The sequence below is a fragment of the Marichromatium gracile genome (assembly GCF_004343155.1).
Lineage (GTDB): Bacteria > Pseudomonadota > Gammaproteobacteria > Chromatiales > Chromatiaceae > Marichromatium > Marichromatium gracile.
Window position 1 is genome coordinate 100,893 of record NZ_SMDC01000003.1, and the last position, 24,298, is coordinate 125,190.

The window sequence follows — 24,298 nt, forward strand, 5'->3', positions numbered from 1 at the left end:
TCCAGGTTGTCTCGATGCGCTTCGGTGCGTGCGCTGACAGACGACAGGTGGAGCCGTGGTGTGATCGATGGATGTCCGCCAGCCCAGATGTGGGCTGACGGCAACGGCATGCTTCTTTGCGTGCTTCGCGTCTTTGTGGTTCAGCGTTTCACCTACTCGACCTCGAACAGTCCGAGTCTGCGCTCGACGGCGCGGTTCTGGAGGGTGACGTATTTGGGCAGGCCGCGCTCGAAGGGCGGGTAGTCCTCGCCCTGGATCAGCGGGATCAGGTAGTCCTTGCAGGCCTGGGTGATGCCGTAGCCGTCGGCGGAGATGAATTCCTTGGGCATGAACTTCTCGACGTTGGCGACCTCGGCGAGCGGGGCCTCGCCGACCTCCCAGGCGTAGGGATCGTTGCTCAGACGGCGCACCGTCGGCATCACCGCGTTGTGCCCGGCGAGGGCGAACTCGACCCCGGCGCGGCCCATGGCGTAGGCCTGCTCGACGTCGGTCTTGGAGGCGAGATGACGTGCGGCGCGCTGCAGATAGTCGGCCACCGCCCAGTGGAACTTGTAGCCGAAGGCCTCCTTGACCATGTTCGCCACCACCGGCGCGGCGCCGCCGAGCTGGGCGTGGCCGAAGGCGTCGCGGGTACCCTGCTCGGCGAGGAAGCGGCCATCGGGGTGATGCGCGCCCTCGGAGACCACCACGGTGCAGAAACCGTGACGCTCGACCTTCTCCTGCACCGCGGCGAGGAAACGGGTCTGGTCGAACTCGACCTCGGGGAAGAGCACCAGCACCGGGATGCCGTGGTCCTCGGCGAGCGCCCCGGCGGCGGCGATCCAGCCGGCGTGACGGCCCATCACCTCGAGCACGAAGACCTTGGTCGAGGTCTTGGCCATCGAGCGCACGTCGAACGAGGCCTCGAGGGTGGAGGTGGCGATGTACTTGGCCACCGAGCCGAAGCCGGGGCAGTTGTCGGTGATCGGCAGGTCGTTGTCGACGGTCTTGGGGATGTGGATCGCCTGCACCGGGTAGCCGAGGCTGGCCGAGAGCTGGGAGACCTTGTAGCAGGTGTCGGCCGAGTCGCCGCCGCCGTTGTAGAAGAAGTAGCCGATGTCGTGGGCGCGGAAGACCTCGATCAGGCGCTCGTACTCGCGGCGGTTGGCCTCCAGGCTCTTGAGCTTGTAGCGACAGGAGCCGAAGGCGCCGGACGGGGTGTAGCGCAGCGCGGCGATCGCCTCGTCGGACTCGGCCGAGGTGTCGATCAGGTCCTCGGTGAGCGCGCCGATGATGCCGTTGCGCCCGGCATAGACCTTGCCGATCCGGTCGGGATGCTGGCGCGCGGTCTCGAGCACGCCGCAGGCCGAGGCGTTGATGACGGCGGTGACGCCGCCGGATTGGGCGTAGAAGGCGTTCTTCGCGGACATGTCGGTGGTCCCCCTTGGATGCTTTTCCGATTCGGGTGTGGCGTGGCCGGGCTCAGGGGCGCGCCAGTGGCGGCAGGTCGTCGCCGAGGCCCAGGGCACGCGCGATGAAGGCGCGCTTGAGCGCGGGCAGGCGATCGGTGGCGCTGAGCCCCAGACCGCGCAGTCGCGCCAGTAACGGGTTGGTGTTGCCGAACAGCCGCTTGAAGCCGTCCATGGCGGCGAGCATCGCCAGGTTGTCGCCGCGGCGCGCGCGCTCGTAGTGACGCAGCGTCCAGCAGCCGTTGATCGCGCGTCCGCGGGCGCGTGCCAGGTCGAGCGCGGCGGCCAGTTCGGCGGCGTCGAGGAAGCCGAGGTTGACCCCCTGTCCGGCGAGCGGATGGATGGCGTGGGCGGCATCGCCGATCAGCGCAAGCCCCGGTTGTACGTAGCGCTTGGCGTGCTGCAGGCGCAGCGGGAAGGCGGCGCGCTCGCCCTCGAGCACCAGCCTGCCGAGCCGCCCCTCGCTGGCCTCGGTGAGCGCCTCGGAGAAGGCGGCCGGGGCGAGCCCGAGCAGCGTCTCGGCGCGTTGCTCGGTGGCCGACCAGACCAGCGAGCAGGCGCCGTCGCGCAGCGGCAGCAGGGCCAGCGGCCCACTCGGCAGGAAACGCTGCCAGGCCGTCTCCTGGTGACCGTGCTCGGGACGCACGGTGGCGACGATGGCGCGCTGGTCGTAGTCCCAGCCATAGGTCTCGATCCCGGCGAGGGCGCGGACCTGGGAGTCGCGCCCGTCGGAGCCGACCAGCAGTCGACCCTGCAGCCGCCGGCCGTCATCGAGGCCGAGTCGGGTGAGGTCGGCGTCGTGGGTGAACTCGGTGATCCGCGCCGGGGTGATCAGCTCGACCTCGGTGTGTGCCGACAGATGCTCCCAGAGCGCGCGCTGGATGACCCGGTTCTCGACGATATGGCCGAGATCGGGCTCGCCGAGCGCGCGGCTGTCGAAGTGCACGCCGCCGCCCTTGCCGCTCCACACCCGCATCTCGCGATAGGGGCTGGCGCCGAGCGCGAGGATGCGCTCCCACACCCCGAGCCGTTGCAGGATGCGTTGGCTGGCACGGCTGAGCGCGCAGACGCGAAGATCGCGCGTGCCCTCCGCCCAGTCGAGCATCGGGGCGCGCGGCTCGATCACCGCGATGCGCAGTCCCTTGTCGGCACAGGCGGCGGCGCAGAGCGCGCCGACCATGCCACCGCCGACGATCAGCAGGTCGTGGGTCGCGTCCGGATCAGACATGGCTCGTCCTCAGGGGTAGACCACAGGCAAGGCGGGGCTGGGTTCCTTCCAGCCCCATGAAGCGTCGCGCGACCCGCTGGCGGGCGCCGGGGAGCAGGTCGATGCCGAGCATCGCCGCGGCGCGCAACCCGAGCACCGGGCGCAACGGGTTGACGAAGACCCGCGCCAGCAGGTCGGTGACCAGCCCGGTGACGAGCTGGTCGCCGCCGCGCCAGCGACGATAGGCGGCGAGGGTCTCGGGTCCGCCGGGATCGGCGCGCCCGGCCGGCTCGGCGAGCACCTCGGCGAGCGCGGCGACGTCACGCAGCCCGAGGTTGAAGCCCTGACCGGCGACCGGGTGGAGGGTGTGGGCGGCGTTGCCGATCAGCACCACGCGCTGCTGTACCGGCTCGCGGGTGAGCGCGAGTCGCAGCGGATAGGCCTGGCGCGCCGAGGGGCGTTCGAGCCGGCCGAGCCGGTGGCCGAAGCGCGCCTGCAGCAGCGCGATGAAGTCGGCGTCGGAGAGCGCGAGCAGCTCGGCGGTCTCGTCCTCGCGGCAGGTCCAGACCACCGAGTAGCGCCCCTCGGTCATCGGCAGCAGCGCCAGCGGACCGCTCTCGGTGAAACGCTCGTAGGCGGTGCCGGGGCTGGCGTGATCGGCGGTGACCGTGGTGATGATGGCGTCCTGGCCGTAGGCGTGGCCCCGGGTGCCGAGCCCGAGCCGGGCGCGGATGGCCGAGTCGCCGCCGTCGGCGGCCACCAGCAGCCGGGTGCCGAGCTGGAGGTCGCGTCCCTGACAGTGCAGGTCGAGCGTGACCCGGTCGCCCTCGAGTCGATGGTTGCAGAGCCGCGCCGGACACAGGGTGGTGAGGGTGTCGAGGGTGGCGAGCCGGGTGCGGATGGCATGCCCCATGACCCGCGCCGGGGCCACCTGGCCGAGCGCCTCGACGCCGAGCTCGGCATGATCGAGGCGGGTGAAGCCGCAGTGTCCGCGATCGGAGACGTGGACCCTGCGGATGGGTTCGGCCTCGGCGGCGATGCGCGGCCACAGCCCGATGCCCTGGAGGATGCGCTGGCTACCGAGCGAGAGGGCGATCACCCGCTCGTCATAGCTCGGCTGGCGCATGGTTTCGGGGGCGACGGCCTCGACCAGCGCGATCCTGAGTCCGGTCGGGGCGAGGGCGCAGGCCAGGGCGCCCCCGACCAGCCCGCCGCCGACGATCACCACATCGTACTCGTGCATAGCTCTCTCGCGGGTCTGTCTACATCTGTTGAGGGTGTCCGGGCGTTCTCAGCTCGCCATCAACGCCTCGATCTCCTCGGGGTCCTTGGGCGCGCCCTCGGTGAGGACCTCGTGGCCGTCGGCGGTGATCAGCACATCGTCCTCGATGCGGATGCCGATGCCGCGATAGGCGATCGGGACTTGGGCATCATCGGGCATGTAGAGCCCGGGTTCGACGGTGATCACCATGCCCGGTTCGAGCGCCCGCCAGGCGCCGTCCTGATCGCGATAGCGGCCGACGTCGTGCACGTCCATGCCCAGCCAGTGGCCGGTGCGGTGCATGTAATAGGGGCGATAGGCGCCCTCCTGCAACAGCGTCTCGGGGTCGCCCTCGAGGATGCCGAGACGGACCAGCCCGCGGGTGAGCACGCCGAGTGCGGCCTGGTGCGGGGCATCGACGCTGGCGCCGGGGCGGGCGACGGCGATCGCCGCGCGCTGGGCCTCGAGCACCAGGTCGTAGAGTTCGCGCTGCGGGGTGCTGAAGCGGCCGTTGACCGGGAAGGTGCGGGTGATGTCGGCGGCATAGCCCTCGAACTCGCCGCCGGCGTCGATCAGCACCAGTTCGCCGTCGCGCAGCAGGGCATCGTTCTCGGTGTAGTGAAGGATGCAGGCATTGGCGCCACCGGCGACGATCGGCGGGTAGGCCTGGAGGCGCGCGCCGGCATCGGCGCAGCGATACTGGAATTCGGCCTCGAGCGAGAGTTCGGGCAGGCCCGGTCGGCAACGCCGCATCAGCGCACGATGGGCCGCGGCCGAGATCTCGGCCGCGCGGCGCATCAGCGCGATCTCGGCGGGATCCTTGCGCAACCGCAGCTCGTGCAGGGCGACACCGATCCGGGTCAGGGTCTCGGGCACCGGAGCACTGCCGCGGGTGGCGGCGCGGGCGCGACCGAGCCAGTCCTGGATGCGCGCCTCGAAGGCCGCGTCGGCGCCGATCGGGCAATGCAGCCGGGTACGTCCGGCGAGCAGCTCGGGCATCCGCTGATCGAGCTCCGCGAGGGTATGGGCCTGGTCGACCCCGTGGTCGGTCACCGCGCCCTCGGCGCCGATGCGTCGACCGTCCCACTGCTCGCGCTCGGGGTCGCGCTCGCGGCAGAACAGCACGAATTCGCCCTCGGCGCGCCCGGGGACGATCACCGCGATCGCATCGGGTTCGGGAAAGCCGGTGAGATAGCGGAAGTCGCTGTCCTGGCGGAAGGGGTGATTGACCCCGGCGTTGCGCTCGGTCTCGCGCGCGGCGGGGACGATGGCGATCGCCTCCGGGCCGATGCGCTCGGCCAGCGCGACGCGTCGGCGTTGATACTCGCCGGCGCTCATGCCGTGCCCTGTCCCTGGTCGCTGTCCTGGCGTGCCGGGGCCTCGTCATGGATCAGCAGTGCGGCGGCGCGGGTGAACTCGATGATCTCGGTCAGCGCGGCCTCGTTCTCCTCGTTGTCGTCGAGGTCGTTGAGGTCCATGCGGGTGATGTCGGCGAAGTCGCGCAGGATCTCGCGCCCCTGCTCGGAGAGTCCCTGCTCGGAGATGCCGAGCATGCCGAAGGCGTAGAGGAAGCCGCGTACCCAGTCGTAGAGCGCGGTGGCGCGCTGGGCGAGCGGTGCGCCCTCGTCGGGCAGCAGCGGGCTGAAGCCGTAGTCCTCGTCGGCGAGTGCGGCGCGGGTCGCGCGCGCGAGTTCGCCGAGTGCGGCGCGGGTCTCCTCGCGTGCGGCCTCGGCCTCCTCGCTGTCGACGGGGGCGGTCTCAGCCTCGGGCGGGGCCGCCTCGGACTGCTCGGCGTCGGCCTGGGGCGAGCTGGCGGGCAGCAGCTGGTCGAGCCAGCGTTGCTCGGGGTCGGTGATACCGGCGCAGATCAAGCCGCACAGCATGCCGTGCGCCTCGCTCGCGGTCGGGGTGAGTGGGCTCGCCTCAAGGAGTTGGTCGAGCCGGGTGTCGTCGATGTCCGTGGCAACCTCCGTGGCGCATGGGGCGCGCTCGTCGCGGTGAATCGACAATCGATCATAGCATGGGTTCCAGCCGCCAGCCGCCAGCCGCCAGCCGCCAGCCGCCAGCCGCCAGTCGCCAGTCGCCGGTCGCCGGTCGCCGGTCGCTGGGAGGATTGAACCGCAAAGCCGCGAAGGGGCAGAGCGACCAGCCTGCGGCTGTCAGCCGCGCGCTCGCCGACGGGCGCCCTGGTGGCCGGGAGGAGTCAGCTGTCTGAGCTTCCAGCTGTCAGCCTCCTCAGGCCTGTCTGGTGGCGTTGCAGTTGGCTGCAAACCGACACTGGAGGCTGGCAGCTGGTCGCCGCGCCCTTGAGGTTAAGGCAATCTCCCGGTGGCCGGCGCCCGATTGACCCTCTTCCGAGCCCCTTCTATAGTGCGCTGAACTGCAATGGAGTCACGCACCTTGGCCGATTTCGATCTAGACCAACTGGAACGGCAGGTCGCTGCGTTGATCCGGCTCAATCAGCGGCTGCGCGAGGAGAACGCCTCGCTGCGCGTGCGTCAGGAGACGCTGGTGGCCGAGCGCGGCGAGTTGATCGAGAAGACCGAACAGGCGCGTAGCCGGGTCGAGGCGATGCTCTCGCGGCTGCGTGCGATGGAGGAGAGCTTGTGAGCGATGAACCGCTGCAGGTCAGCATCCGTATCCTCGACAAGGACTACCGGGTCGCCTGCGAGCCGCACGAGGAAGAGGGCCTGCGCGATTCGGCGCGGCTGCTCGATGGCCGGATGCGCGAGATCCGCCAGACCGGGCGGGTGATCGGTACCGACCGCATCGCGGTGATCGCGGCGCTCAACATCGCCCATGAGCTGATCCAGCTCCAGCGCGCCGGCGGGGTGCCCCGCGACGATGTGTTGGTGGAGCGTCTGGGGCATCTTCAGGGGCAGCTCGCCGAGGCGCTCGCGCACGCCGTCCCCCCCCTGGACGCATCGCCCGAAAAGGGTTAGCCTGTCACTGCGACACCCCCTGTAGTGTTCGACAGCGGTCTGGGTATTTTCTTGAGCCTAATCTCGACCCTGGGAGCATGACCGCAAGGCTGTTGTGCATGTCCGCCCCGAGCGGAAAGCCTGATGCCATTGCTGACTGTTCCCACTTGAACCCTCTGGTTCAAGAACGAAGGCCTGCGACGGCACCCGTGGGGGGTGTCCTTTACCCCATCTCTTGATGTCCGATCCCTCTCTCCCATCATTGCGCCGTACCCTGCGCCAGCGTCGTCGCGCGCTCGGGGCGAGGACCCAGCGTCTGCATGCCCGCGCGCTCGCGCGACGGCTGGGGCGCGAACTCGCGCTGTTGCGCGCCCGCCGCATCGCGCTCTACTGGCCGAGCGACGGTGAGCCCGATCTGCGTGCGCTGATCGAGACCCTGCGCGGACGCGGGCATGACTTCTATCTGCCGGTGCTGCGTCGCCCGGCGCCGGCCCGTGGCTCGACGCTGTGGTTCGTGCGCCACCAGCCGGGACGGCGGATGTGTCCCAATCGCTACCGCATTCCCGAACCTTGTGCGCGCGGTCGTGCGATCCGCCCGGTGAGGCAGCTCGATCTGGTGCTGGTGCCGCTGGTGGGGTTCGATGCCGATTGTCATCGCATCGGCATGGGCGGCGGTTTCTACGACCGCGCCCTGGCGCACCTGCGCCGTCATCGTCGCTGGCGCCGGCCACGGCTGTTCGGCATCGCCCACGAGTGTCAGCGTCTCGAGCGTATCGCGCCACGCCCCTGGGACGTGGCGCTCGATGCGGTCTTCACCGAGCGTCGGCGTTATCGGCGTCCGCCGTGCTGAGCGGCCCGGCGCCGGCGAACAGTCGGTAGGCGAGGTTGTCGGTCTCCTCCCAATAGCTGTAACCGAGCGCGTCGAGCGATGCGCGGAAGTTGGCGCGTTCGCCCGCCGGCACCTGGGCGCCGAGCAGCACCCGGCCATAGGCCGCGCCGTGGTTGCGGTAGTGGAACAGGCTGATGTTCCAGCGCTTGCCGATGGCGGTGAGGAAGTTGAGCAGGGCGCCGGGGCGCTCGGGGAACTCGAAGCGCACCAGCACCTCGTCGGCGATCCCCGGCGCGTGTCCGCCGACCATGAAGCGGATGTGCAGCTTGGCCGTCTCGTTGTCGCTCATGTCGACGACCTCGAGGCCCTTGGCGGCGAGCTTGGCGGTCAGCTCCTCGCGCTCGGACTGGCCCCGACTCAGCTCGACCCCGACGAAGACCTGGGCCTGACGGGCATCGGCATAGCGATAGTTGAACTCGGTGATCTGGCGCCTGCCGAGCAGCTTGCAGAAGGCGAGGAAGCTGCCCGGCCGCTCGGGGATGGCGACGGCGAGCAGGGCCTCGCGACGCTCGCCGAGTTCGGCACGCTCGGCGACATGGCGCAGGCGGTCGAAGTTGACGTTGGCGCCGCTCTCGATGGCCACCAGCTGCTGGTCGCGGATGTCGTGGGTGGCGACATAGCGCTTCATCCCCGCCACCGCGAGCGCCCCGGCCGGCTCGGCGATGCCGCGGGTGTCGTCGAAGATGTCCTTGACCGCGGCGCAGAGTTCGTCGGTGCTCACCAGCACCACCTCGTCGACGTATTCGCGGGCGATGCGGAAGGTCTCCTCGCCGATGCGCCTGACCGCGACCCCGTCGGCGAACAGCCCGACCCGTTCGAGCTCGACCGGGGCGCCGGCGGCGAGTGCCTGGTACAGGGTCGGCGCTTCCTCGGGCTCGACGCCGATGATCCGCACCTGAGGATAGAGCCACTTCACATAGGCGGCGATCCCGGCGATCAGCCCACCGCCGCCGACCGGGACGAAGATGGCGTCGGGTGGGGTCGGGTGCTGGCGCAGGATCTCCATGCCGATGGTGCCCTGGCCGGCGATCACCTCGGGGTCGTCGAAGGGATGGATGAAGGTCAGCCCCTGCGCCTCGACCAGCGCCATGGCATGGGCATAGGCCTCGTCATAGGAGTCGCCGTGGAGCACCGCCTTGGCGCCGAGGCGGCGCACCGCGCCGACCTTGATCGCCGGGGTGGTGCGCGGCATCACGATGGTGGCGGTGATCCCCAGGCGCTTGGCGCCGAGGGCGACGCCCTGGGCGTGGTTGCCGGCGCTGGCGGCGATCACCCCGCGCGCACGCGCCTCGTCATCGAGTCCGACGAGCTTGTTGTAGGCCCCGCGCAGCTTGAACGAGAACACCGGCTGCAGGTCCTCGCGCTTGAGATAGACGGCGTTGTCGAGTCGGGCGGAGAGCAGCGGTGCCTTGGTCAGCGGGGTTTCGCAGGCGACGTCGTAGACGCGGGCGCGGAGGATGCGCTCGATGTAGTGTGTGGGCATGGAGGACTCCGGGGATAGCGTTGCCGCTCCATGTTAGCGCAGCGACGCCCCGGCGCGGTTGCTATGATGGCCGCCCGCGGCCGTGCCGGCCGTGTCATCACGCCGAGTCCCTCGGCGTGTTCGTCAGCCAGAGAGTCCCATGCGGAGGAGTGAGATGGACCAGGACGCGATGAAGCGCCAGGCGGCCGAGGCCGCGTTGGCCTATGTCGAGGGCGGTGTGATCGGGGTGGGGACGGGCTCGACCGTCAACCATTTCATCGATGCGCTGGCCGGCATCAAGGGGCAGATCGAGGGGGCGGTGTCGAGCTCCGAGGCCTCGACCGAGCGGCTGAAGGCGCACGGTATCCCGGTGTTCGACCTCAATGCCACCGGGGAGCTGACGCTCTATGTCGATGGCGCCGACGAGTCGAACGCGCGCCTGCAGCTGATCAAGGGTGGCGGTGGCGCGCTGACGCGCGAGAAGATCGTCGCCGCGGCGAGCAAGCGCTTCGTCTGCATCGCCGACGAGAGCAAGCTGGTCGATGTGCTGGGCGCCTTTCCGCTGCCGGTGGAGGTGATCCCGATGGCGCGCAGCCATGTCGCGCGTGCGCTGGTCGAGCTGGGCGGGACGCCGGTGTGGCGTGATGGCTTCGTCACCGACAACGGTAACCTGATCCTCGACGTCCATCATCTCGAGATCCAGGATCCGGTGGCGCTGGAGCAACAGATCAATGCCATCGCCGGGGTGGTGACCGTGGGGATCTTCGCCCAGCGTCCGGCCGATGTGCTGATCCTCGGCTCTGCCGAGGGTGCACGGACGTTGACCGTGGCGGGTTGATCCTCGGTCGGTCGCACGCCTGGAGCGGACGCCGGTCGTCTTTTTTCCGGGCAACGAAAAACGGGGCCGCTGGCCCCGTTTTTCGTTCCACGGTTCTAGAGCGCGAGGCTTAGAAGCTGTGGATCATGCCGACCGAGAAGCCGTCCCAGTCCTCGACGTCGAGATCGCTGTCGACCTGGGTGTACAGCACGTACGCCTTGGTGCGCTTGCTGAAGTTGTGGTCGAAGGCGATGGCCCAGGCGTCGGCGTCGATGTCGTCGACGTTGTTCACGCCGAGGTCATAGGAGTTGGCGCCGTACATGGCCTTGACCTGGTTGTTGCCGAAGGCATAACCGGCCTGGATCTGCCACAGGTCAGCCGACGGATCGCCGAAGTCCTGGTTCTCGTAGACGGCGGCCAGGGTGAAGCCGTTCCAGTCGAGGAGACCGAGGCCGGCACGCCACTTGGTGTAGTCGTCCTCGACGTAGCCCGGGTTGGCGACGACGCGGCCGTTGGGCAGGACGATGTTCTTGCCGGTCAGGCTGTCAGCGGAGTCCATGAACAGCTCGTTGCCGATCGACTCGTAGGAGAGAGCGGCGTAGAACGGGCCGTTGGAGTAGATACCGGCCAGCGAGTAACCCTCGGCGAGGCTGTCGGCGTTGACGTTCTCACCGAAGCCCAGGGTCGAGCCGCCACCAGCGTGGGTCGCGGCGGCCAGCTGGAAGCCGCTGAAGCTCGGGCTGATGTAGGCGATGGCGTTGTCGAAACGGTTATCGTCGAAGCCGATGGTGCCGTTGTAGTCAGCCATGGTGTCGGCGAACAGGTCGAGCTTGCCGGTGGAGATCTTCATCGGGCTGTCGTGACGACCGACGAGGAAGGTACCCCAGTTGCCGGCGAGACCGACGAAGCTGTTACGCATGGTGATGGTGTCGTTGGCGCCGGAAGCGGCGTTGCCGTAGCCTTCCTCGGTCATGCGCACGCCGAACTCGACCTGGTAGATGGCCTTCAGACCGTTACCCAGATCCTCCGAGCCCTTCACGCCGATGCGGTTGGCGCGGCCAGCACCAGGCAGATCGCCGCCGCCGTTCAGGCCCCAGCCCTTGAAGCCGACGCTCTCGCCGGTGACGGGATCGATGGCGGTTGCCTCGACGTCTGCATAGTCGATCGACATGTGCAGCTTGCCGTAGAGGACAGCCTCAGCCATCGCAGCGGCCGGAGCGGCCATGGCGGTGGCGACCGCCAGGGTGATGAGTTTCTTGTTCATGATGTTCTCCGCTGTTGTGAATTTGTCAGACAGACTGCAGAAACCGAGCGCAATCATGCTTTGCGAAGTGAACTATAGAGGAGGGCATGGTGTTTTGCAACAGATTGGACGGGAAAAAGACACACCCATTAAAAAGTGTCTCTTTTTTGCATCGCTAGCGCTTGGTCGGACGGCTGAGTGCATCCCCCAAAAGTTTATCGGATGATTGCACGGCCCTGCTGTCGATGCGGTTTTTACGAATGCATCGAGCGGGGCGTTTCGAGCCGGTCGCGTATCGGCTGTAATTCGAGCACCCTGGGAGCGATCGGGCATCGCTTGTTGTGAAAAGGGTACATCTGTGTCAAGACCCGATATCGGGACAAGGATGAGGCGGGGAGGGGGATAAAGAAAAAGGCCCGAACCCTGAGGGCTCGGACCTTTTCCTGGAGTATGGCTGGGGGACTAGGATTCGAACCTAGGTTGACGGAGTCAGAGTCCGTAGTCCTGCCGCTAGACGATCCCCCAATATCGCTTGCCGCGATATGTCGGAGAATTATAGCGACTCCGACATACCGTGACAACCCCGAAGTTTTAACGCTTCGAGAACTGCGGACGCTTGCGCGCCTTGTGCAGACCGACCTTCTTGCGCTCGACCTCACGGGCATCGCGGGTCAGGAAGCCAGCGCGACGCATCGGAGAACGCAGGGTCTCGTCGTACTCGGTCAGTGCGCGGGCGATGCCGAGGCGGATGGCGCCGGCCTGCCCAGTGTTGCCGCCACCCTTGACGGTGACGTTGACATCGATCTTGTCGGCCAGCTCGGCGGTCTCGAGCGGCTGACGGACCACCATACGGGCAGTCTCGCGACCGAAGAACTGGTCGATCGGACGACCGTTGATCGTGATGTTGCCAGCGCCTGCCGTCAAGAAAACTCGTGCGGCGGACGTCTTGCGGCGACCAATAGCGTGTTGCGTCTCCGACATGCGTCTGATTCCTAAACGTTGAGCTCGAGGGGCTGAGGCTGCTGCGCCTGGTGTTCGTGATTCGGACCGGCGTAGACACGCAGCTTGCGGAACATGGCGCGTCCCAGCGGACCGCGCGGCAGCATCCCCTTGACTGCGAGCTGGATGGCACGCTCAGGGGCGGTCTCGAGCAGCTTTTCGAGGCTGGTCGACTTCAGGTTACCGACATACCCCGTGTGACGGTAGTACATCTTGTCCTGCATCTTGTTGCCGGTCACGCGAATCTTGTCCGCGTTGACGACCACCAGATAATCACCGGTATCGACGTGCGGGGTGTATTGCGGTTTGTGCTTGCCGCGAAGGCGCAACGCCAGTTCGCTGGCGAGCCGGCCGAGTGTCTTGCCTTCGGCGTCGATCAGGTACCAGGCGCGGCGAACCTCTGCGGGTTTGGCGCTAACAGTCGTTGTCATGTCCTTCGCTCCGGGAAGTCCACGCGCAACAGAACGGCGCGCGGTCCGTGAATTCGTTATCTGCGTCGAGAAAGACCGGGGATGGTACGCGATCGGTTTCGCGAGCGCAACCCCCCGTTGTATCATCGGGTGCGATCTGTGCTGCGGGTCCGTTCAGCCGGGCAACTTCAAGCGGTCAACGTGCTTGCCGGCGAGCAGATGAGACTGGAGGATCTCCTCGATATCCTCCTGATCCACGAAAGTGTACCAGACTCCCTCTGGATAGACCACGATCACCGGACCCAGCTCGCAACGCCCCAGGCAGCCGGCGGTGCTGATCTGCACCCCGCCCGGTCCGGTCAGCCCCAGTGCCTTGGCGCGCTGCTTGAGATGGTTGCGCATCTCCAGGGCGCCACACTGATCGCAGCTCTGGCGTCCGTCGCTGCGGGCGTTGGTGCAGAAGAAGACATGATGGCGATAGTAGGTCATCGTCGCTGTCAGAAGGTCCTGATCCAATGCTTGGCCCGGTTGCCCAGGGTAGCACGGAGCGAAGGCTCCCGACCGTTCGCGCCCGGACCGCCCCAGCCCGCTCAGAGTTCGAATGCCTTGAATACCGCCCTCAGCCAGACTTCTTCTTCCGACCCGGCGGCCCTGGAGTTGCTCCGGCTCGCCGATCAATGCGTCAAGTGCGGGCTCTGTCTGCCGCACTGCCCGACCTATGCCCAGACCCGCGACGAGGGCGACTCGCCGCGCGGGCGCATCGCCCTGATCCAGGGTTGGGCGAGCGGCCAGCTGGTGTGGGACACGGCGCTGGCCGCCCATCTCGACGGTTGTCTGGGATGTCGCGCCTGCGAGCGCGCCTGTCCCTCGCTGGTCGCCTACGGTCGGCTGATCGATGGCGCCCGCGCGCGCCATCAGGCGCAGCGCCCGCGCTGGCGGCGCTGGTGGTCGCGCCGGCGCCTGGAGACGGTCTCGGATGCCGTGCAGGTGCGTCGGCTCGTCGGACTGCTCGCGCGGTTGCGCGGGGCCGGGGCGCTGGCCTGGCTGGGTCGGCTCGCCCCGTCGCGACTGGCCGTCTATCTGCGCCTCGCTCGGGTGATCGGGACGCCGTCGCCGGCCCCTGCCGTGCCATCGGTCACGATGGCCGGTGACGCGGTCGAGCTGTTTGTCGGCTGTACCCAGGAGGGGTTGCAGGGCGGTGCGGTGATGGCTGCGCGGGCGCTGCTCGCCCGGCTCGGGGTGCAGACCCGGATCGCCGACGAATCGCTGTGCTGCGGGGCGCTGCTGCGTCACGCCGGTCACCCCGAGGCCGCCGACCGACGCCGCGAGCGGGTCGCCGAGGTGCACGCCGGGCGCACCCTGGTCGGCTTCTCCAGCGCCTGTGTCGGCGAGCTGCGCGAGCACCCGGGGCTCGCCGGGACCACCGAGCTGTGCGCCTATCTCGATGGCCTGGCCTGGCCCGAGGCGCTGCGTCTGCGCCCGACGCCGCTGCGGGTGCTGGTCCACGAGCCCTGCACCCATCGCACCCTGCTCGGCGGCAACGCCGCGGTGCACCGGTTGCTCGGGCGCATCCCCGGGGTGGTGCTGATCGGGCTCGGTGAACAGGCGAGCTGTTGCGGCGCCGCCGGCACCTACATGCTCGAACGCCCGGGGATGGCGCAGGCGCTGTTCGCCGATCAGCTCGCGGCGATCCGCGCCGCCGCCCCCGAGCTGATCGTCACCACCAACCTCGGCTGTGCCCTGCAGCTCGCCGCCTCGCTGCGCGAGGCGGGGCTGGAGATCGCCGTCGAGCATCCGGTCGAGCTGCTCGCGCGCCAGCTCGAGCCCCTGCCGGACACATGAAATCCGCCGTACACGACCCGATATCGCCCCATCACCGATGGCGTGGACGCCGTCGCGCGTGCCGCGCCCTGTCAACACGGACCCAGGAGACCATGAGCACTCGTCACTACACCCCGCTCGATGCCTTGCTGATCCAGGGCGATCGCGCCCTGCGCACCCTGTTCGGTCGGCCACCGCAGACCGAGCGCCCCAACCCCGCGGCCGGTCTCGGCGAGGGCGATCTCGGCAGCGATCAGCGCCGCCATGTCGCCCGGTTGATGCGCATCAACCATACCGGCGAGGTCTGCGCCCAGGCCCTCTACCAGGGCCAGGCGCTCACCGCGCGGTTGCCCGAGACCCGCCACCGGCTGGAGCGTTCGGCGCAGGAGGAGAACGACCACCTCGCCTGGTGCGAGACCCGGCTGCGCGAACTCGACGACCGCAAGAGCCTGCTCAATCCGCTGTGGTATGCCGGCGCCTTCGGGCTCGGTGCGGCCGCCGGGATCGTCGGCGACAAGTGGAGTCTCGGCTTCGTGGTCGAGACCGAGCGTCAGGTCGAACACCATCTCGACGATCATCTCGAACAGATCCCGCTACAGGACGAGAAGAGTCGCGCCATCCTCGAGCAGATGCGCGCCGACGAGATCCATCACGCCCAGGTCGCGCGCGCTGCCGGCGGCGCCGAGCTGCCCGCTCCGGTGCGGCGGATGATGCGTTGGGGCTCGCGGCTGATGACCCGCAGCGTCTACTGGGTCTGATCCGGGCGCTGAGCGCCCCGTTGCGCTGATCGTCTCGGCTGCCGCCGCGCGCCGGATGCGCGCGGCGCCGGGCCGTCGGAGAGCGCCAGCACCAGCCCCAGCATCACCAGCACGGTCACCAGGCTGGTGCCGCCCTGGCTGATCAGCGGCAGGGTGATGCCGGTCAGCGGGATGAGCTTGGTCACGCCGCCGAGATTGAGCAGGGTCTGGCAGGCCAGGGCGCTGACCAGCCCGAGTCCGAGCAGACGACCGAAGCGGTCGCGGGTGCGCTCGGCGACGAGCAACCCGCGCCACAGCAGGATCAGCACGAAGACCACCAGCAGCACGCAGCCGACGAAGCCGAACTCCTCGCCGATCACCGCATAGATGAAGTCCGACTGGGCGATCGGGGTGTACTCCGGATTGCCCGCGCCCAGCCCCTCGCCCCACAGCCCGCCCGAGTACATCCCCGAGAGCCCCTGGAGGATTTGCCAGCTCGCCCCGGTGGGATCGGCGAAGGGATCGAGCCAGGCGGCCAGTCGGCGCTGACCGTGGGCGAACAGCCCCAGCGCCGCCGCGCCGAGCGCGCACCCGAGCCCCAGCCCCCACCACAGATAGCCGCGTCGCCCGCTGCCGGCGACCAGCACCACCAGCTGCACCGTCGCCAGCACCGCGAGCATGCCGAGATCGCGCTGCCACAGCAGCAGCGCCGCGAGCGCCGCCCAGAACCCCACCAACGGCCACAGCGCGCGCAGCGGCGGCCAGATCGACCCGGGTCCGCGCCACTCGCCGAGCGCCTTGGCGTGCCGGTCGACGAACCAGGCCATGAACACCACCGCGGTGATCTTCAGGAGTTCCGTCGGCGTCACCAGCCCGACACCGTAGACCGCGCCGCGAAAGCGCTGCCCGAGCGCCAGCACCACGACGACCAGCGCCAGCGACAGCGCCGCCCACAGCCAGCCGGCGGTGGCGAGCCGGGTGTGGCGCCCGCGCATCGCCAGGGCGCAGGTGACGAGCATCGCCGTCACGCCGAGCGGCAGGGCGTAGAGCCCGGGGTCGGTCGGATCGCCCGGATCGAAGGCGCCCATGCGATAGCGCACCAGCAGCCCGAAGCCGGCGAGCAGGGCGATACAGGCGGTGAGCAGCTGATCGCCGCGACAGCGCAGCGCCACCAGACCGAGATGGATCACCACCACGCAGCCGAGCAGCAGCGCCGGGGCGACCAGCACCTCGGCGCCGAGCCGTGCGCCGGCGGCCTGTGCGCTGCCGATCGCCATGGCGAAACCGAGCCCGACGCACAGCAGCCCCCAGGCGAGCAGTTCGCGCTCCGGGGCCCGCAGCGCCCAGGCCGCGCGCAGATCGGGTGGCGGCGCGCTCATCGCAGCAACCCCCGGCGGGCGGCCTGCTCGATGAGCGCGCGGGCGATCGGCGCGGCGGCCACCGCGCCATAGCCGCCGCGCTCGACCAGCACGGCGACGGCCAGGGTCGGGCGCTCGGCCGGTGCGAGACCGAGAAACCAGCTGTGCGCCCGGCCCTGGGCGTGCTGCGCGGTGCCGGTCTTGCCGGCGATGCGCAGCGCCGGGTCGTCGATCGCGCGCGCCGTGCCCTCGGTGACCACCGCGCGCAGCAGCGGTAGCAGCGCCGCGCTGGTCGTCGGCGAGAAGAACTGGCCGAGCGCCTCGGGCGGCTGGTCGCGCAGCAGCCGGGGGCGCATCGCCACCCCCTGGTTGCCCACCGCCGCGCCGATCAGCGCGAGCTGCGCCGGGCTCATCAGCAGCGCGCCCTGGCCGAGCGACATCTGCGCCAGCCCGTAGCGGTCATCGGGGTCGAGTCGGGGCAGTCGCAGGGTCTGCATGGTGTAGCGTCCGTGGGCGCTGTGGTGGAGCACGATCGGTCGGTTGGCATGGAGCCGGTCGGCGAGGGCGTAGAAGGCGGCGTGACCATAGCCGACGCCGAGCTTGGCGAAGAACACGTTGGAGGAGCGCGCCAGCGCCGTGCCGAGCCCGATCGCGCCGTGACCGGGCCACTGCGTGCCGTGCTCGCGCGCCTCGTAGTACTCGTGGTCGCGGATGCGGGGATAGCGCGCCGAGGTGGTGAAGCCCTCGGCCGGACAGTCGATGGTGGTGTTGAAGCCGTGCTCGAGCGCGAGCGCGGCCATCACCACCTTGAAGGTCGAGCCCGGTGGATAGAGCCCCTGGGTGGCGCGGTTGAGCAGGGGGGCGGCGGCGTCCTCGGCGCCGCCGAGGGTGGCGGCGATGCGCTCGGGGTCGAACCCCGGGGTGCTCGCCAGCACCAGCAGCGCGCCGTCCTGCGGGCGCAGCATCACCACCGCGCCGCGGCGCGCGCCGAGCAGGGCGACGGCGTGGCGTTGCAGCTCGGCATCGAGGGTGAGCCAGAGATCGTGGCCGCGCGGGTGCTCGTCCTGGGTCAGCACCTGACGCCCGACCCGGCCCCAGTCGGCGAGCCGCAACGGGGTGCCGCCGTCGAGATGGACGCTGGCCACCGCCTCCAGCCCGGTGGCGCCGAAGCGCGGGTGTCGATAGCCGACGACATGGCCGAACACCGGTCCGTCGCGGTAGTGACGCCGGACCCGGCCGGCCTGCTCCTCGCTGTAGACCAGCACCTCGCCGTTGCGATCGAGGATACGTCCGCGGCGCAGCCGGTGCGCCGGGTTGAAGTCGCGGCGGTCGTAGAGCTGCATGAAGGCCATGAACTGCGGGCGCAGCATCCCGGTGAGCTGCCAGCTCGCCTGGTGCAGCAGCACCACCGCGAAGAGCAGGATCAGCACCAGCAGCGCGCGCCGCTCGCCGCCCTTGCCGCGCGCCAGCTGGCGCATCGGCAACTGCGGATGGAGGTCGCGGATGCGTTGGAGCAGATAGGCGAGGGCGAGCAGCAACCCGGCATGCAGCGCGACCCGCACCACCGGCCAGCGCGTCGGGTCGGTCAGCGACTCTAGCGCCATCGGCTCAGGGTGCCTGGGCGGGGAAGGGGGTGAAGCCCGAGCCCGGCGTGTCGGGGAGGGCGATGACGCCCTCGCGCGGAGAGGGCGCGACCCCGAGGTCCTCGGCGAGCCAGACGGCGGTATCGAGCCCGTGGGTCTGCGTCGGCGCCAGCGCGGCGGCGAGCTGGGCGTCGACCCACAGCCCGGCGGCGCTCTCGACCACGCTGGTGAGCACCACCTCGAGCCCGGCGGCGCGGGCCCGATCGGCGAGCGCCCGGGTGGCGCGCGGGCCGCCGAGGACGGCGGGCTTGAGCACCACTCGGCGCACCCCGAGCCGCTCCGGGGCAAGCCCGGCGAGCGGCCCGGCGAGCGACTCGTCGAGCGCCAGGGCGAAGGGCGCGCGCGCCTGCAGCGCGGCGAGGGTCGCGGTGTCGGGCTCGCGCAGCGGCTCTTCGAGCGATTCGACCGGCAGCGCGCGACAGGTCTCGATCATGGTCGCGGCGGTGGCCGCGTCCCAGGCGCCGTTGGCGTCGAGCCGCAGCCGTGTCTCTGGCGGCAGGTGGCGGGCGAGCACGCGGAGTCGCGCGCGCTCGGTACGCGGTTCCGCGACCCCGAGCTTGAGCTTGAACACCCGCGCGCCGCGCGCCGCGGCCGCGCTGAGCGCGCTGGCCGGATCGTCGCCGAGTGCGCCGAGCACGGCGTTGACCGCGACCCGTGCCGGGGCCTCGGGGGCGAGCAGGGCGCGCAGCGTCAGCCCGCGCCGCCGTGCGATCAGATCGAGCAGGGCGCTCTCGACCCCGTGTCGCGCCGCCGGGGCGGCGAGGGTCAGGGCCTCGAGTCGGTCGAGCAGCGCCTCGGCGCCGAGTGCGCCGGCCGCCCCGAGCACCCGCGCGAGCGCGGTCTCGGCGACGTCCGGTGACTCGGTCCCGGCCGCCGGCAGCGGCGCGCAGTCGCCCCAGCCGCTGACGCCACCGGCGCTGGCCCTGACCAGCCAGCCGCGGCGTTGGGCGAAGCCGCCGCGGGCGCTCGTCCAGTCGCGCGCCAGCGCCAGGGCGTAGGGGGTGATGCGCAGCGCGACGCTCATCGCCCTAGAGCGCCAGCGCCACCACCAGCAGCAGGGTCAGCGCGCTCTGGTAGAGCGCGGTGCGTGCCAGCTGCTGGTTGAGCGCACGTCCCTCGGCACCGCGCAGCAGGTTTGCCGCCAGCGCCAGCGCCAGCGGCAGCGCGGCGAGCAGCGGCCAGGGGTTGGCCGGTATCCCGGCGAGCAGCAGGATGGGCACCGGCAGCACCAGCAGCAGGGTGTAGAGCAGCCGCGCCCGGGGCCGACCGAGATAGTGACAGAGGGTGCGCCGCCCGGCGCGCCGATCGCTGTCGAGGTCGCGATAGTTGTTGATCACCAGCACCGCCGCCGCCGGCAGCCCCAGCGCCAGCCCCACCAGCAGCGGCGTCCAGCCGAAGCTCAGGGTCTGCAGGTAGTAGGTGCCGCCGACCGCCGCGAGGCCGAAGAACAGCAGCACGTAGAGTTCGCCGAAGGGGCCGTAGGCGATCGGTCGCGGGCCGCTGGTATAGGCGTAGCCGGCGACCAGCGAGGCCAGGCCGATCACCAGGATCGGCCAGCCGCCGCGCCACAGCAGGGCGATGCCGAGGACGAATGCAAGGGCGAAGGCCAGGTGCGCGGCCAGGCGCACCTGACGCGCGCTGAACCAGCCCTCGGCGCTGGCGCGCGCCGGTCCGAGTCGGTCGGGACCGTCGGTGCCGCGTTCGAAGTCGACGGCATCGTTGTGCAGGTTGGTGCCGATCTGGATGGCCATCGCCGCGAGCAGGGTACAGAGCGCGGTGAACGGCGCGAGCCGCCCGGTCTGTGCCACCGCCAGGGCGATGCCCGCGATCACCGGCGCCAAGGCCATCGGTAGGGTCTTGGGCCGGGCCGCGAGGATCCAGCGCACCAGGGGCGAGTGCGTGGCGCTCACGTCAGGGGCGCCAGGGGAAGCGGCTGAAGTCGGGGTCGCGCTTGTCGAGGAAGGCGTTGCGGCCCTCCTGCCCCTCCTCGGTGGTGTAGAAGAGTGCGGTGGCGTTGCCCGCCAGTTCCTGGATACCGGCCATGCCGTCGGTGTCGGCGTTGAACGAGGCCTTGAGGATGCGCAGCGCGGTGGGCGAGAGCTGGAGCATGCGTCGGCACCACTCGACGGTGGTGCGTTCGAGCTCGGCGAGCGGCACCACGGTGTTGACCAGGCCCATGTCGAGCGCCTCGGCGGCGTCGTACTGACGACACAGGAACCAGATCTCCTTGGCCTTCTTCAGCCCCACGGTGCGCGCCATGATGCCGGCGCCGAAGCCGCCGTCGAAGCTGCCCACACGTGGTCCGGTCTGGCCGAAACGGGCGTTGTCGGCGGCGATGCTGAGATCGCAGATCAGGTGCAGCACGTGACCGCCGCCGATCGCGTAGCCGGCGACCATGGCCACCACCGGCTTGGGCAGGGTGCGGATCTGGCGCTGCAGCTCGAGTACGTTGAGGTGCTCGACCCCGGCCTCGTCGCGATAGCCCTCATGGCCACGGATGCGCTGATCGCCGCCGGAGCAGAAGGCAAGATCGCCGGCGCCGGTGAGCACGATCACCCCGACCTTGGGGTCGAGATGGGCGCGGCGGAAGGCGTCGATCAGCTCGCGCACCGTCTGCGGACGGAAGGCGTTGCGCACCTCGGGGCGGTTGATGGTGATGCGTGCGATACGCTCGGCCTGATGGTAGAGGATGTCCTGGTACTCGGGCGCGCCGGCCGGGGTCTCCCAGGCGATCGGACGGCTCGGGTCGGCCGCGCTCGGGGCGGGCAGTTGGACGGACTGGTTGGGGTTGTCTGGCTCCACCTGTGTAGGACCTCTGATGTGACTGTACAGGGTGTCGGGACGGCCTCCTGGTCGTCGCGACACCGCGAAACGGGGCCGGTGGCGCCGGCCCAGGGCCGGGCCTCCCGCCCGTGCCGACGGACGCCCGTGGGCGTCACTCGAACAAGCGGGTGTCCTCGTGCAACCGGCTCCAGAAGGTCTGGTGCACGGCGCGGCTGCGCTCGGCGTCGATCCGCACCTCGATGATCCCGGCGGCGTCCTCGCGGGCGAGGCTGGCGGCGAACTCGGCCGCGCCGGTGACGGCGTGATGGGCGAGCCCGTGAGCGCGCGCCACGGCGCCGATGTCGAGCGGTGGCGGGGTGCGCCAGAGCCGCTCGAAGCCCTCGACGCCCTGCTGCGGGAGATAGTCGAAGATGCGACCGCCACCATTATTGAGCACCACGCAGGGGCGGTCGAGTCGCTGCAGCAGTTGCAGTCCGGAGAGGTCGTGGAGCAGCGACAGGTCGCCGAGCAGGCCGTGACAGGGCACCCCGGCGGCGTTGAGTCCGGCGAGCGTCGAGGCCTGGCCGTCGATGCCGCTGGCGCCGCGGTTGCAGAACAGGCGCAGCGGGGTGGCGCGCGCCCCGGCCCAGGTGTCGAGCTGGCGGATCGGCATCGAGTTGGCGCTGAACAGCCCGGCGCCGGGGTCGATGTGCGCGAGCAGGGTGGCGAGCAGCTGTGGTTCGCACCAGGGCGACTCGGCCAGATGCTCGGCGGCGATCGCCTCGACCCGACGCTCGGCCTGTTGCCAGTGCGCCAGCCAGTCGCGTGGGGCGGGATCGAGCCGCTCGGCGAGCCAGTCGCAGCAGGCCGCCGGGTCGGCGTCGAGCAGCAGGGCGACGTCGTGGTTGGGGTCGCTCCAGCGCGCCGCCGGGTCGATGCGCAGGGTGGGGACGTCGGCGAGCCAGCCGAGCAGGGTCTTGGAGACCGGCGCGCGACCGAGTGCGATCACCCAGTCCGGGCGCAGCTGCGCGCGCGCCCCGGGGTTGCGCAGGAAGCCGTCGTAGCGGGCGATGCGCGCGGGGCTGCCGGGTCCGAAGCGCAGTCCGGAGAGCGGGTCGCAGAGCACTGGGACGCCGAGGTGCTCGGCGAGTTGCCAGAGTCGCGGCGCGAGCCCCGGCCGGGCGGCGTCGGGGCCGCAGCAGATCAGCCCGCGTCCGCGCAGCAGCGCGCGCGCCTGCTCGGCGCGGTGCGGGTCGGGGGCGCCGCCGTGCCAGGCCGCCGGTGGCGGCGGCGGCGTTGGTCTGTGTTGCGCGGCCGGTGGCGCCAGCGTCTCCTCGGGTACCAATGGCTCGCGCAGCGGCAGGTTGATGTGTACCGGACCGGGGTGCGGGCCGCGCGCGACGGCGGCGGCGCGTGCGCCGAGCGCGCGCATCATCTTCAGCGCCGCCGGGTCGTCGGTGGCCGGGCCGGGGTCGTGGCGCTCGCGCGCGAAGGGCACGAACAGCTCCCCCTGCTCGATGGTCTGGTTGGCCCCCCAGCCGCGCAGCTCGGGCGGACGGTCGGCCGAGATCAGCACCAGCGGTCGGCCGGACTGGGCGGCCTCGATCACCGCCGGCAGCCAGTGCGCCGGTGCGCTCCCCGAGGTGGCGAGCAGCGCCACCGGACGGTTCGCCGCAGTGGCCAGGCCGAGGGCGTAGAAGGCGGCGCTGCGCTCGTCGAGGATCGGCTCGATGGCGAGTTCGGCACGGCGCTGCGCGGCGAGGATCACCGGGGTCGAGCGCGAGCCCGGCGACAGCACCAGGGTGGCGACGCCGCCGGCGATCAGCCCGTCGAGCAGTGCCGCGCACCAGTTCAGGTTGCGCGTTCCCTGATCGGTCATCACGGACACCTCAGGCGAACTGCAGCGCGGTGGACATGGCCGCGAGCTTGTGGTCGATCTCCTCCCACTCGCTGACCGGGTCGGAACCGGGGACGATGCCGGCCCCGGCATAGAGCTCGGCGGTGTCACCGGCGACGCGGGCACAGCGCAGCAGCACCCACAGCTCGCCGCTGAGATCGGGCTCGACGATGCCGGCCGCGCCGGTGTACCAATCGCGCTCGAAGGGTTCGTTGCGCCGCAGCCAGTCGTGGGCGTCGCGCCGCGGCTGGCCGTTGGTCGCCGGGGTGGGATGGAGCAGTTCGGCGAGGCTGAAGACATCGCCCTCGGCATCGATCTCGCCGCGCACCAGGCTCCACAGGTGCTGAGCGTTGTTGAGCTGCATCACCTGCGGACCATCGATCGGCTCGATCCGCTCGCAGCAGCGCTCGAGCGCGGCGCGCACCGCCTCGACCACCACCTGGTGCTCGTGCAGGTTCTTGGCGCAGCCGAGCAGCTCGACGGTGAGTGCCGCGTCGCGCGCGGCGTCGGCGGCGCGGCAGGCGGTGCCGGCGATGGCGTCGGCCTCGACCCGGCGACCGCGCAGGGTGAACAGCCGCTCGGGGGTGGCGGCGACGAAACAGCTCTCGCGGTGACGGACGTTGATCACCTGACAGGAGGGGAAGAGATAGGCCAGGGCGTCGTTGAGCCGGTCGAGGTCGAAGCGGCGGTGCCCCTGCAGCCGCTGGCGCCGGCACAGCACCAGTTTCTCCAGCGGGCCGTCACGCTCGATGGCGTCGAGCGCGGCGAGCACCAGGTCGCGCCAGGGCTCGAGCGCCGGCTCGCTGGGACCGCGTTCGAGCGTGGCCGGGGTCTGCGGGGTGCGTGCCGGTTGCGCGAGCAGCGGGACCAGTCGCTCCAGCCAGTCATCCCAGCGCGCCAGCAGGGCCTCGGGCTCGACCGGCAGGCGGGCGGTGAGGATCAGCGCCGATTGCTCGTTGGTGGTGTTGAGTGCGACCTCGGGGATCCAGTAGACGGCGTTGGGCAGGTCGGAGGCGCCGGGCGTGGTGGTCGGCTCGGGGGTGGCGGCGAAGCCGAGCATGGCGAAGCCGCCGAGTCCGGTCTCGTCGGGGTCGAGCTGGTGCCAGTCGGGGGCGGTGGCGCGCGCCCGTTGGCGCAGTTGCTGCAACCGCTGCTCGCCCTCGGCCCGCCACTCGGCGGCGATGCCGTAGCCGGCGCGCAGCTCGCCGCGATGGTTGTGGGCGAACTGGAAGCGCGGGCCGGAGAGCTCGGGAGCGGCATGGAGCGGCTGGGGCAGCTCGAGGGCGAGCGAGACGAGTCCGTGCGCGCGGGTGAATGCAGGAGTGGCGATCGCCTCGCGAACGCGAGCCTTGAGCTGCTCGAGGCGTTGGAGCGGTGCAAGCATGGGATAGATCGATGGACCGGGATTGAGTGCACGGCGCG

At 70.4% G+C, this 24,298-nt stretch carries 22 protein-coding genes, 1 tRNA gene, 1 other RNA gene and 1 pseudogene; 7 read left to right on the plus strand and 18 right to left on the minus strand.

Annotated elements, in window-relative coordinates:
* Nucleotides 1-152: 152 nt before the first annotated feature.
* The 5 genes from EDC29_RS06070 to EDC29_RS06090 are packed head-to-tail and all read right to left on the minus strand — an operon-like array spanning nucleotide 153 to nucleotide 5,925.
* A complete protein-coding gene (locus EDC29_RS06070) occupies nucleotides 153-1,409 on the minus strand; it encodes a 6-phosphofructokinase (RefSeq protein WP_123142283.1) in 1,257 nt (418 codons plus the stop codon).
* A gap of 52 nt (nucleotides 1,410-1,461) precedes the next feature.
* Nucleotides 1,462-2,676, minus strand: coding sequence for a UbiH/UbiF/VisC/COQ6 family ubiquinone biosynthesis hydroxylase (locus tag EDC29_RS06075; RefSeq protein WP_123139502.1), 1,215 nt, complete (start codon nucleotides 2,674-2,676; stop codon nucleotides 1,462-1,464).
* Nucleotides 2,669-3,898: a 2-octaprenyl-6-methoxyphenyl hydroxylase gene (gene ubiH / locus EDC29_RS06080; protein WP_062273259.1), complete on the minus strand. Its 1,230-nt coding sequence runs from the start codon at nucleotides 3,896-3,898 to the stop codon at nucleotides 2,669-2,671. The genes EDC29_RS06075 and ubiH overlap by 8 nt, the downstream gene beginning before the upstream one ends.
* Before the next feature lie 48 nt (nucleotides 3,899-3,946).
* Nucleotides 3,947-5,254, minus strand: a complete 1,308-nt coding sequence (pepP, locus tag EDC29_RS06085) for a Xaa-Pro aminopeptidase (protein WP_132229011.1) — start codon at nucleotides 5,252-5,254, stop codon at nucleotides 3,947-3,949.
* On the minus strand, nucleotides 5,251-5,925 hold the full coding sequence (locus EDC29_RS06090; RefSeq protein ID WP_223806063.1) for a UPF0149 family protein: 675 nt from the start codon (nucleotides 5,923-5,925) through the stop codon (nucleotides 5,251-5,253). The genes pepP and EDC29_RS06090 overlap by 4 nt, the downstream gene beginning before the upstream one ends.
* Nucleotides 5,926-6,316: 391 nt before the next feature.
* On the opposite strand from EDC29_RS06090, the gene EDC29_RS06095 reads away from it, so the two are divergent.
* From EDC29_RS06095 to EDC29_RS06110, 4 genes are all read left to right on the plus strand, one after another.
* Entirely contained in the window at nucleotides 6,317-6,526 is a 210-nt protein-coding gene (locus EDC29_RS06095; RefSeq protein WP_223806062.1) for a TIGR02449 family protein, read from the plus strand.
* Nucleotides 6,523-6,858 (plus strand): cell division protein ZapA, encoded by a 336-nt coding sequence (locus EDC29_RS06100; protein ID WP_005222309.1) that lies wholly within the window; start codon nucleotides 6,523-6,525, stop codon nucleotides 6,856-6,858. Before EDC29_RS06095 ends, EDC29_RS06100 begins: the two co-directional genes overlap by 4 nt.
* Nucleotides 6,859-6,871: 13 nt before the next feature.
* Nucleotides 6,872-7,057, plus strand: a non-coding RNA gene (gene ssrS, locus EDC29_RS06105) — 6S RNA.
* Between the two features lie 18 nt (nucleotides 7,058-7,075).
* Nucleotides 7,076-7,687, plus strand: a complete 612-nt coding sequence (locus tag EDC29_RS06110) for a 5-formyltetrahydrofolate cyclo-ligase (protein ID WP_123139499.1) — start codon at nucleotides 7,076-7,078, stop codon at nucleotides 7,685-7,687.
* On the opposite strand, the pseudogene ilvA reads toward EDC29_RS06110, so the two are convergent.
* Nucleotides 7,650-9,218 (minus strand): annotated as a pseudogene (ilvA, locus tag EDC29_RS06115) (threonine ammonia-lyase, biosynthetic); the annotation flags it as partial. The gene EDC29_RS06110 and the pseudogene ilvA overlap by 38 nt on opposite strands.
* A gap of 145 nt (nucleotides 9,219-9,363) precedes the next feature.
* On the opposite strand from ilvA, the gene rpiA reads away from it, so the two are divergent.
* A complete protein-coding gene (rpiA, locus tag EDC29_RS06120; RefSeq protein WP_123139497.1) occupies nucleotides 9,364-10,026 on the plus strand; it encodes a ribose-5-phosphate isomerase RpiA in 663 nt (220 codons plus the stop codon).
* A 109-nt stretch (nucleotides 10,027-10,135) separates the two neighbouring features.
* Here rpiA and EDC29_RS06125 read toward each other — a convergent pair whose 3' ends face one another.
* The 5 genes from EDC29_RS06125 to EDC29_RS06145 form a co-directional block, all read right to left on the minus strand.
* Entirely contained in the window at nucleotides 10,136-11,269 is a 1,134-nt protein-coding gene (locus EDC29_RS06125) for a porin (RefSeq protein ID WP_132229015.1), read from the minus strand.
* 430 nt (nucleotides 11,270-11,699) lie between these two features.
* Nucleotides 11,700-11,773 (minus strand) — tRNA-Gln (locus EDC29_RS06130).
* A gap of 66 nt (nucleotides 11,774-11,839) precedes the next feature.
* Nucleotides 11,840-12,229: a 30S ribosomal protein S9 gene (rpsI, locus tag EDC29_RS06135; RefSeq protein WP_005222320.1), complete on the minus strand. Its 390-nt coding sequence runs from the start codon at nucleotides 12,227-12,229 to the stop codon at nucleotides 11,840-11,842.
* A gap of 11 nt (nucleotides 12,230-12,240) precedes the next feature.
* The gene (rplM, locus tag EDC29_RS06140; RefSeq protein ID WP_005222322.1) at nucleotides 12,241-12,678 is read right to left on the minus strand and encodes a 50S ribosomal protein L13; all 438 of its coding nucleotides are present in this window, start codon (nucleotides 12,676-12,678) and stop codon (nucleotides 12,241-12,243) included.
* Between the two features lie 153 nt (nucleotides 12,679-12,831).
* A complete protein-coding gene (locus EDC29_RS06145) occupies nucleotides 12,832-13,146 on the minus strand; it encodes a (2Fe-2S) ferredoxin domain-containing protein (protein ID WP_123139495.1) in 315 nt (104 codons plus the stop codon).
* 117 nt (nucleotides 13,147-13,263) lie between these two features.
* Between EDC29_RS06145 and EDC29_RS06150 the strand changes: the two genes are divergently transcribed.
* Both EDC29_RS06150 and coq7 read left to right on the plus strand, forming a co-directional pair.
* Nucleotides 13,264-14,499 carry a (Fe-S)-binding protein gene (locus tag EDC29_RS06150; protein WP_132229017.1) on the plus strand — a complete coding sequence of 412 codons (1,236 nt, stop codon included), beginning with the start codon at nucleotides 13,264-13,266 and terminating at the stop codon, nucleotides 14,497-14,499.
* A 92-nt stretch (nucleotides 14,500-14,591) separates the two neighbouring features.
* Nucleotides 14,592-15,236 (plus strand): 2-polyprenyl-3-methyl-6-methoxy-1,4-benzoquinone monooxygenase, encoded by a 645-nt coding sequence (gene coq7 / locus EDC29_RS06155; RefSeq protein ID WP_123142277.1) that lies wholly within the window; start codon nucleotides 14,592-14,594, stop codon nucleotides 15,234-15,236.
* On the opposite strand, the gene EDC29_RS06160 is transcribed toward coq7, so the two are convergent.
* From EDC29_RS06160 to EDC29_RS06190, 7 genes are all read right to left on the minus strand, one after another.
* Nucleotides 15,224-16,594 (minus strand): FtsW/RodA/SpoVE family cell cycle protein, encoded by a 1,371-nt coding sequence (locus EDC29_RS06160; RefSeq protein ID WP_132229019.1) that lies wholly within the window; start codon nucleotides 16,592-16,594, stop codon nucleotides 15,224-15,226. The two genes, coq7 and EDC29_RS06160, sit on opposite strands and share 13 nt — an antisense overlap.
* Nucleotides 16,591-18,177, minus strand: coding sequence for a penicillin-binding transpeptidase domain-containing protein (locus EDC29_RS06165; protein ID WP_132229021.1), 1,587 nt, complete (start codon nucleotides 18,175-18,177; stop codon nucleotides 16,591-16,593). The genes EDC29_RS06160 and EDC29_RS06165 overlap by 4 nt, the downstream gene beginning before the upstream one ends.
* 4 nt (nucleotides 18,178-18,181) lie before the next feature.
* Entirely contained in the window at nucleotides 18,182-19,240 is a 1,059-nt protein-coding gene (gene menC / locus EDC29_RS06170; RefSeq protein ID WP_132229023.1) for an o-succinylbenzoate synthase, read from the minus strand.
* A gap of 4 nt (nucleotides 19,241-19,244) precedes the next feature.
* Entirely contained in the window at nucleotides 19,245-20,126 is an 882-nt protein-coding gene (locus EDC29_RS06175) for a 1,4-dihydroxy-2-naphthoate polyprenyltransferase (RefSeq protein WP_190288035.1), read from the minus strand.
* 1 nt (nucleotide 20,127) lies between these two features.
* Nucleotides 20,128-20,985, minus strand: a complete 858-nt coding sequence (gene menB, locus EDC29_RS06180) for a 1,4-dihydroxy-2-naphthoyl-CoA synthase (protein WP_043762868.1) — start codon at nucleotides 20,983-20,985, stop codon at nucleotides 20,128-20,130.
* Nucleotides 20,986-21,151: 166 nt separating this feature from the next.
* On the minus strand, nucleotides 21,152-22,858 hold the full coding sequence (gene menD, locus EDC29_RS06185; RefSeq protein WP_132229025.1) for a 2-succinyl-5-enolpyruvyl-6-hydroxy-3-cyclohexene-1-carboxylic-acid synthase: 1,707 nt from the start codon (nucleotides 22,856-22,858) through the stop codon (nucleotides 21,152-21,154).
* A gap of 10 nt (nucleotides 22,859-22,868) precedes the next feature.
* Nucleotides 22,869-24,260, minus strand: a complete 1,392-nt coding sequence (locus EDC29_RS06190) for an isochorismate synthase (protein WP_123139488.1) — start codon at nucleotides 24,258-24,260, stop codon at nucleotides 22,869-22,871.
* Nucleotides 24,261-24,298: the final 38 nt, after the last annotated feature.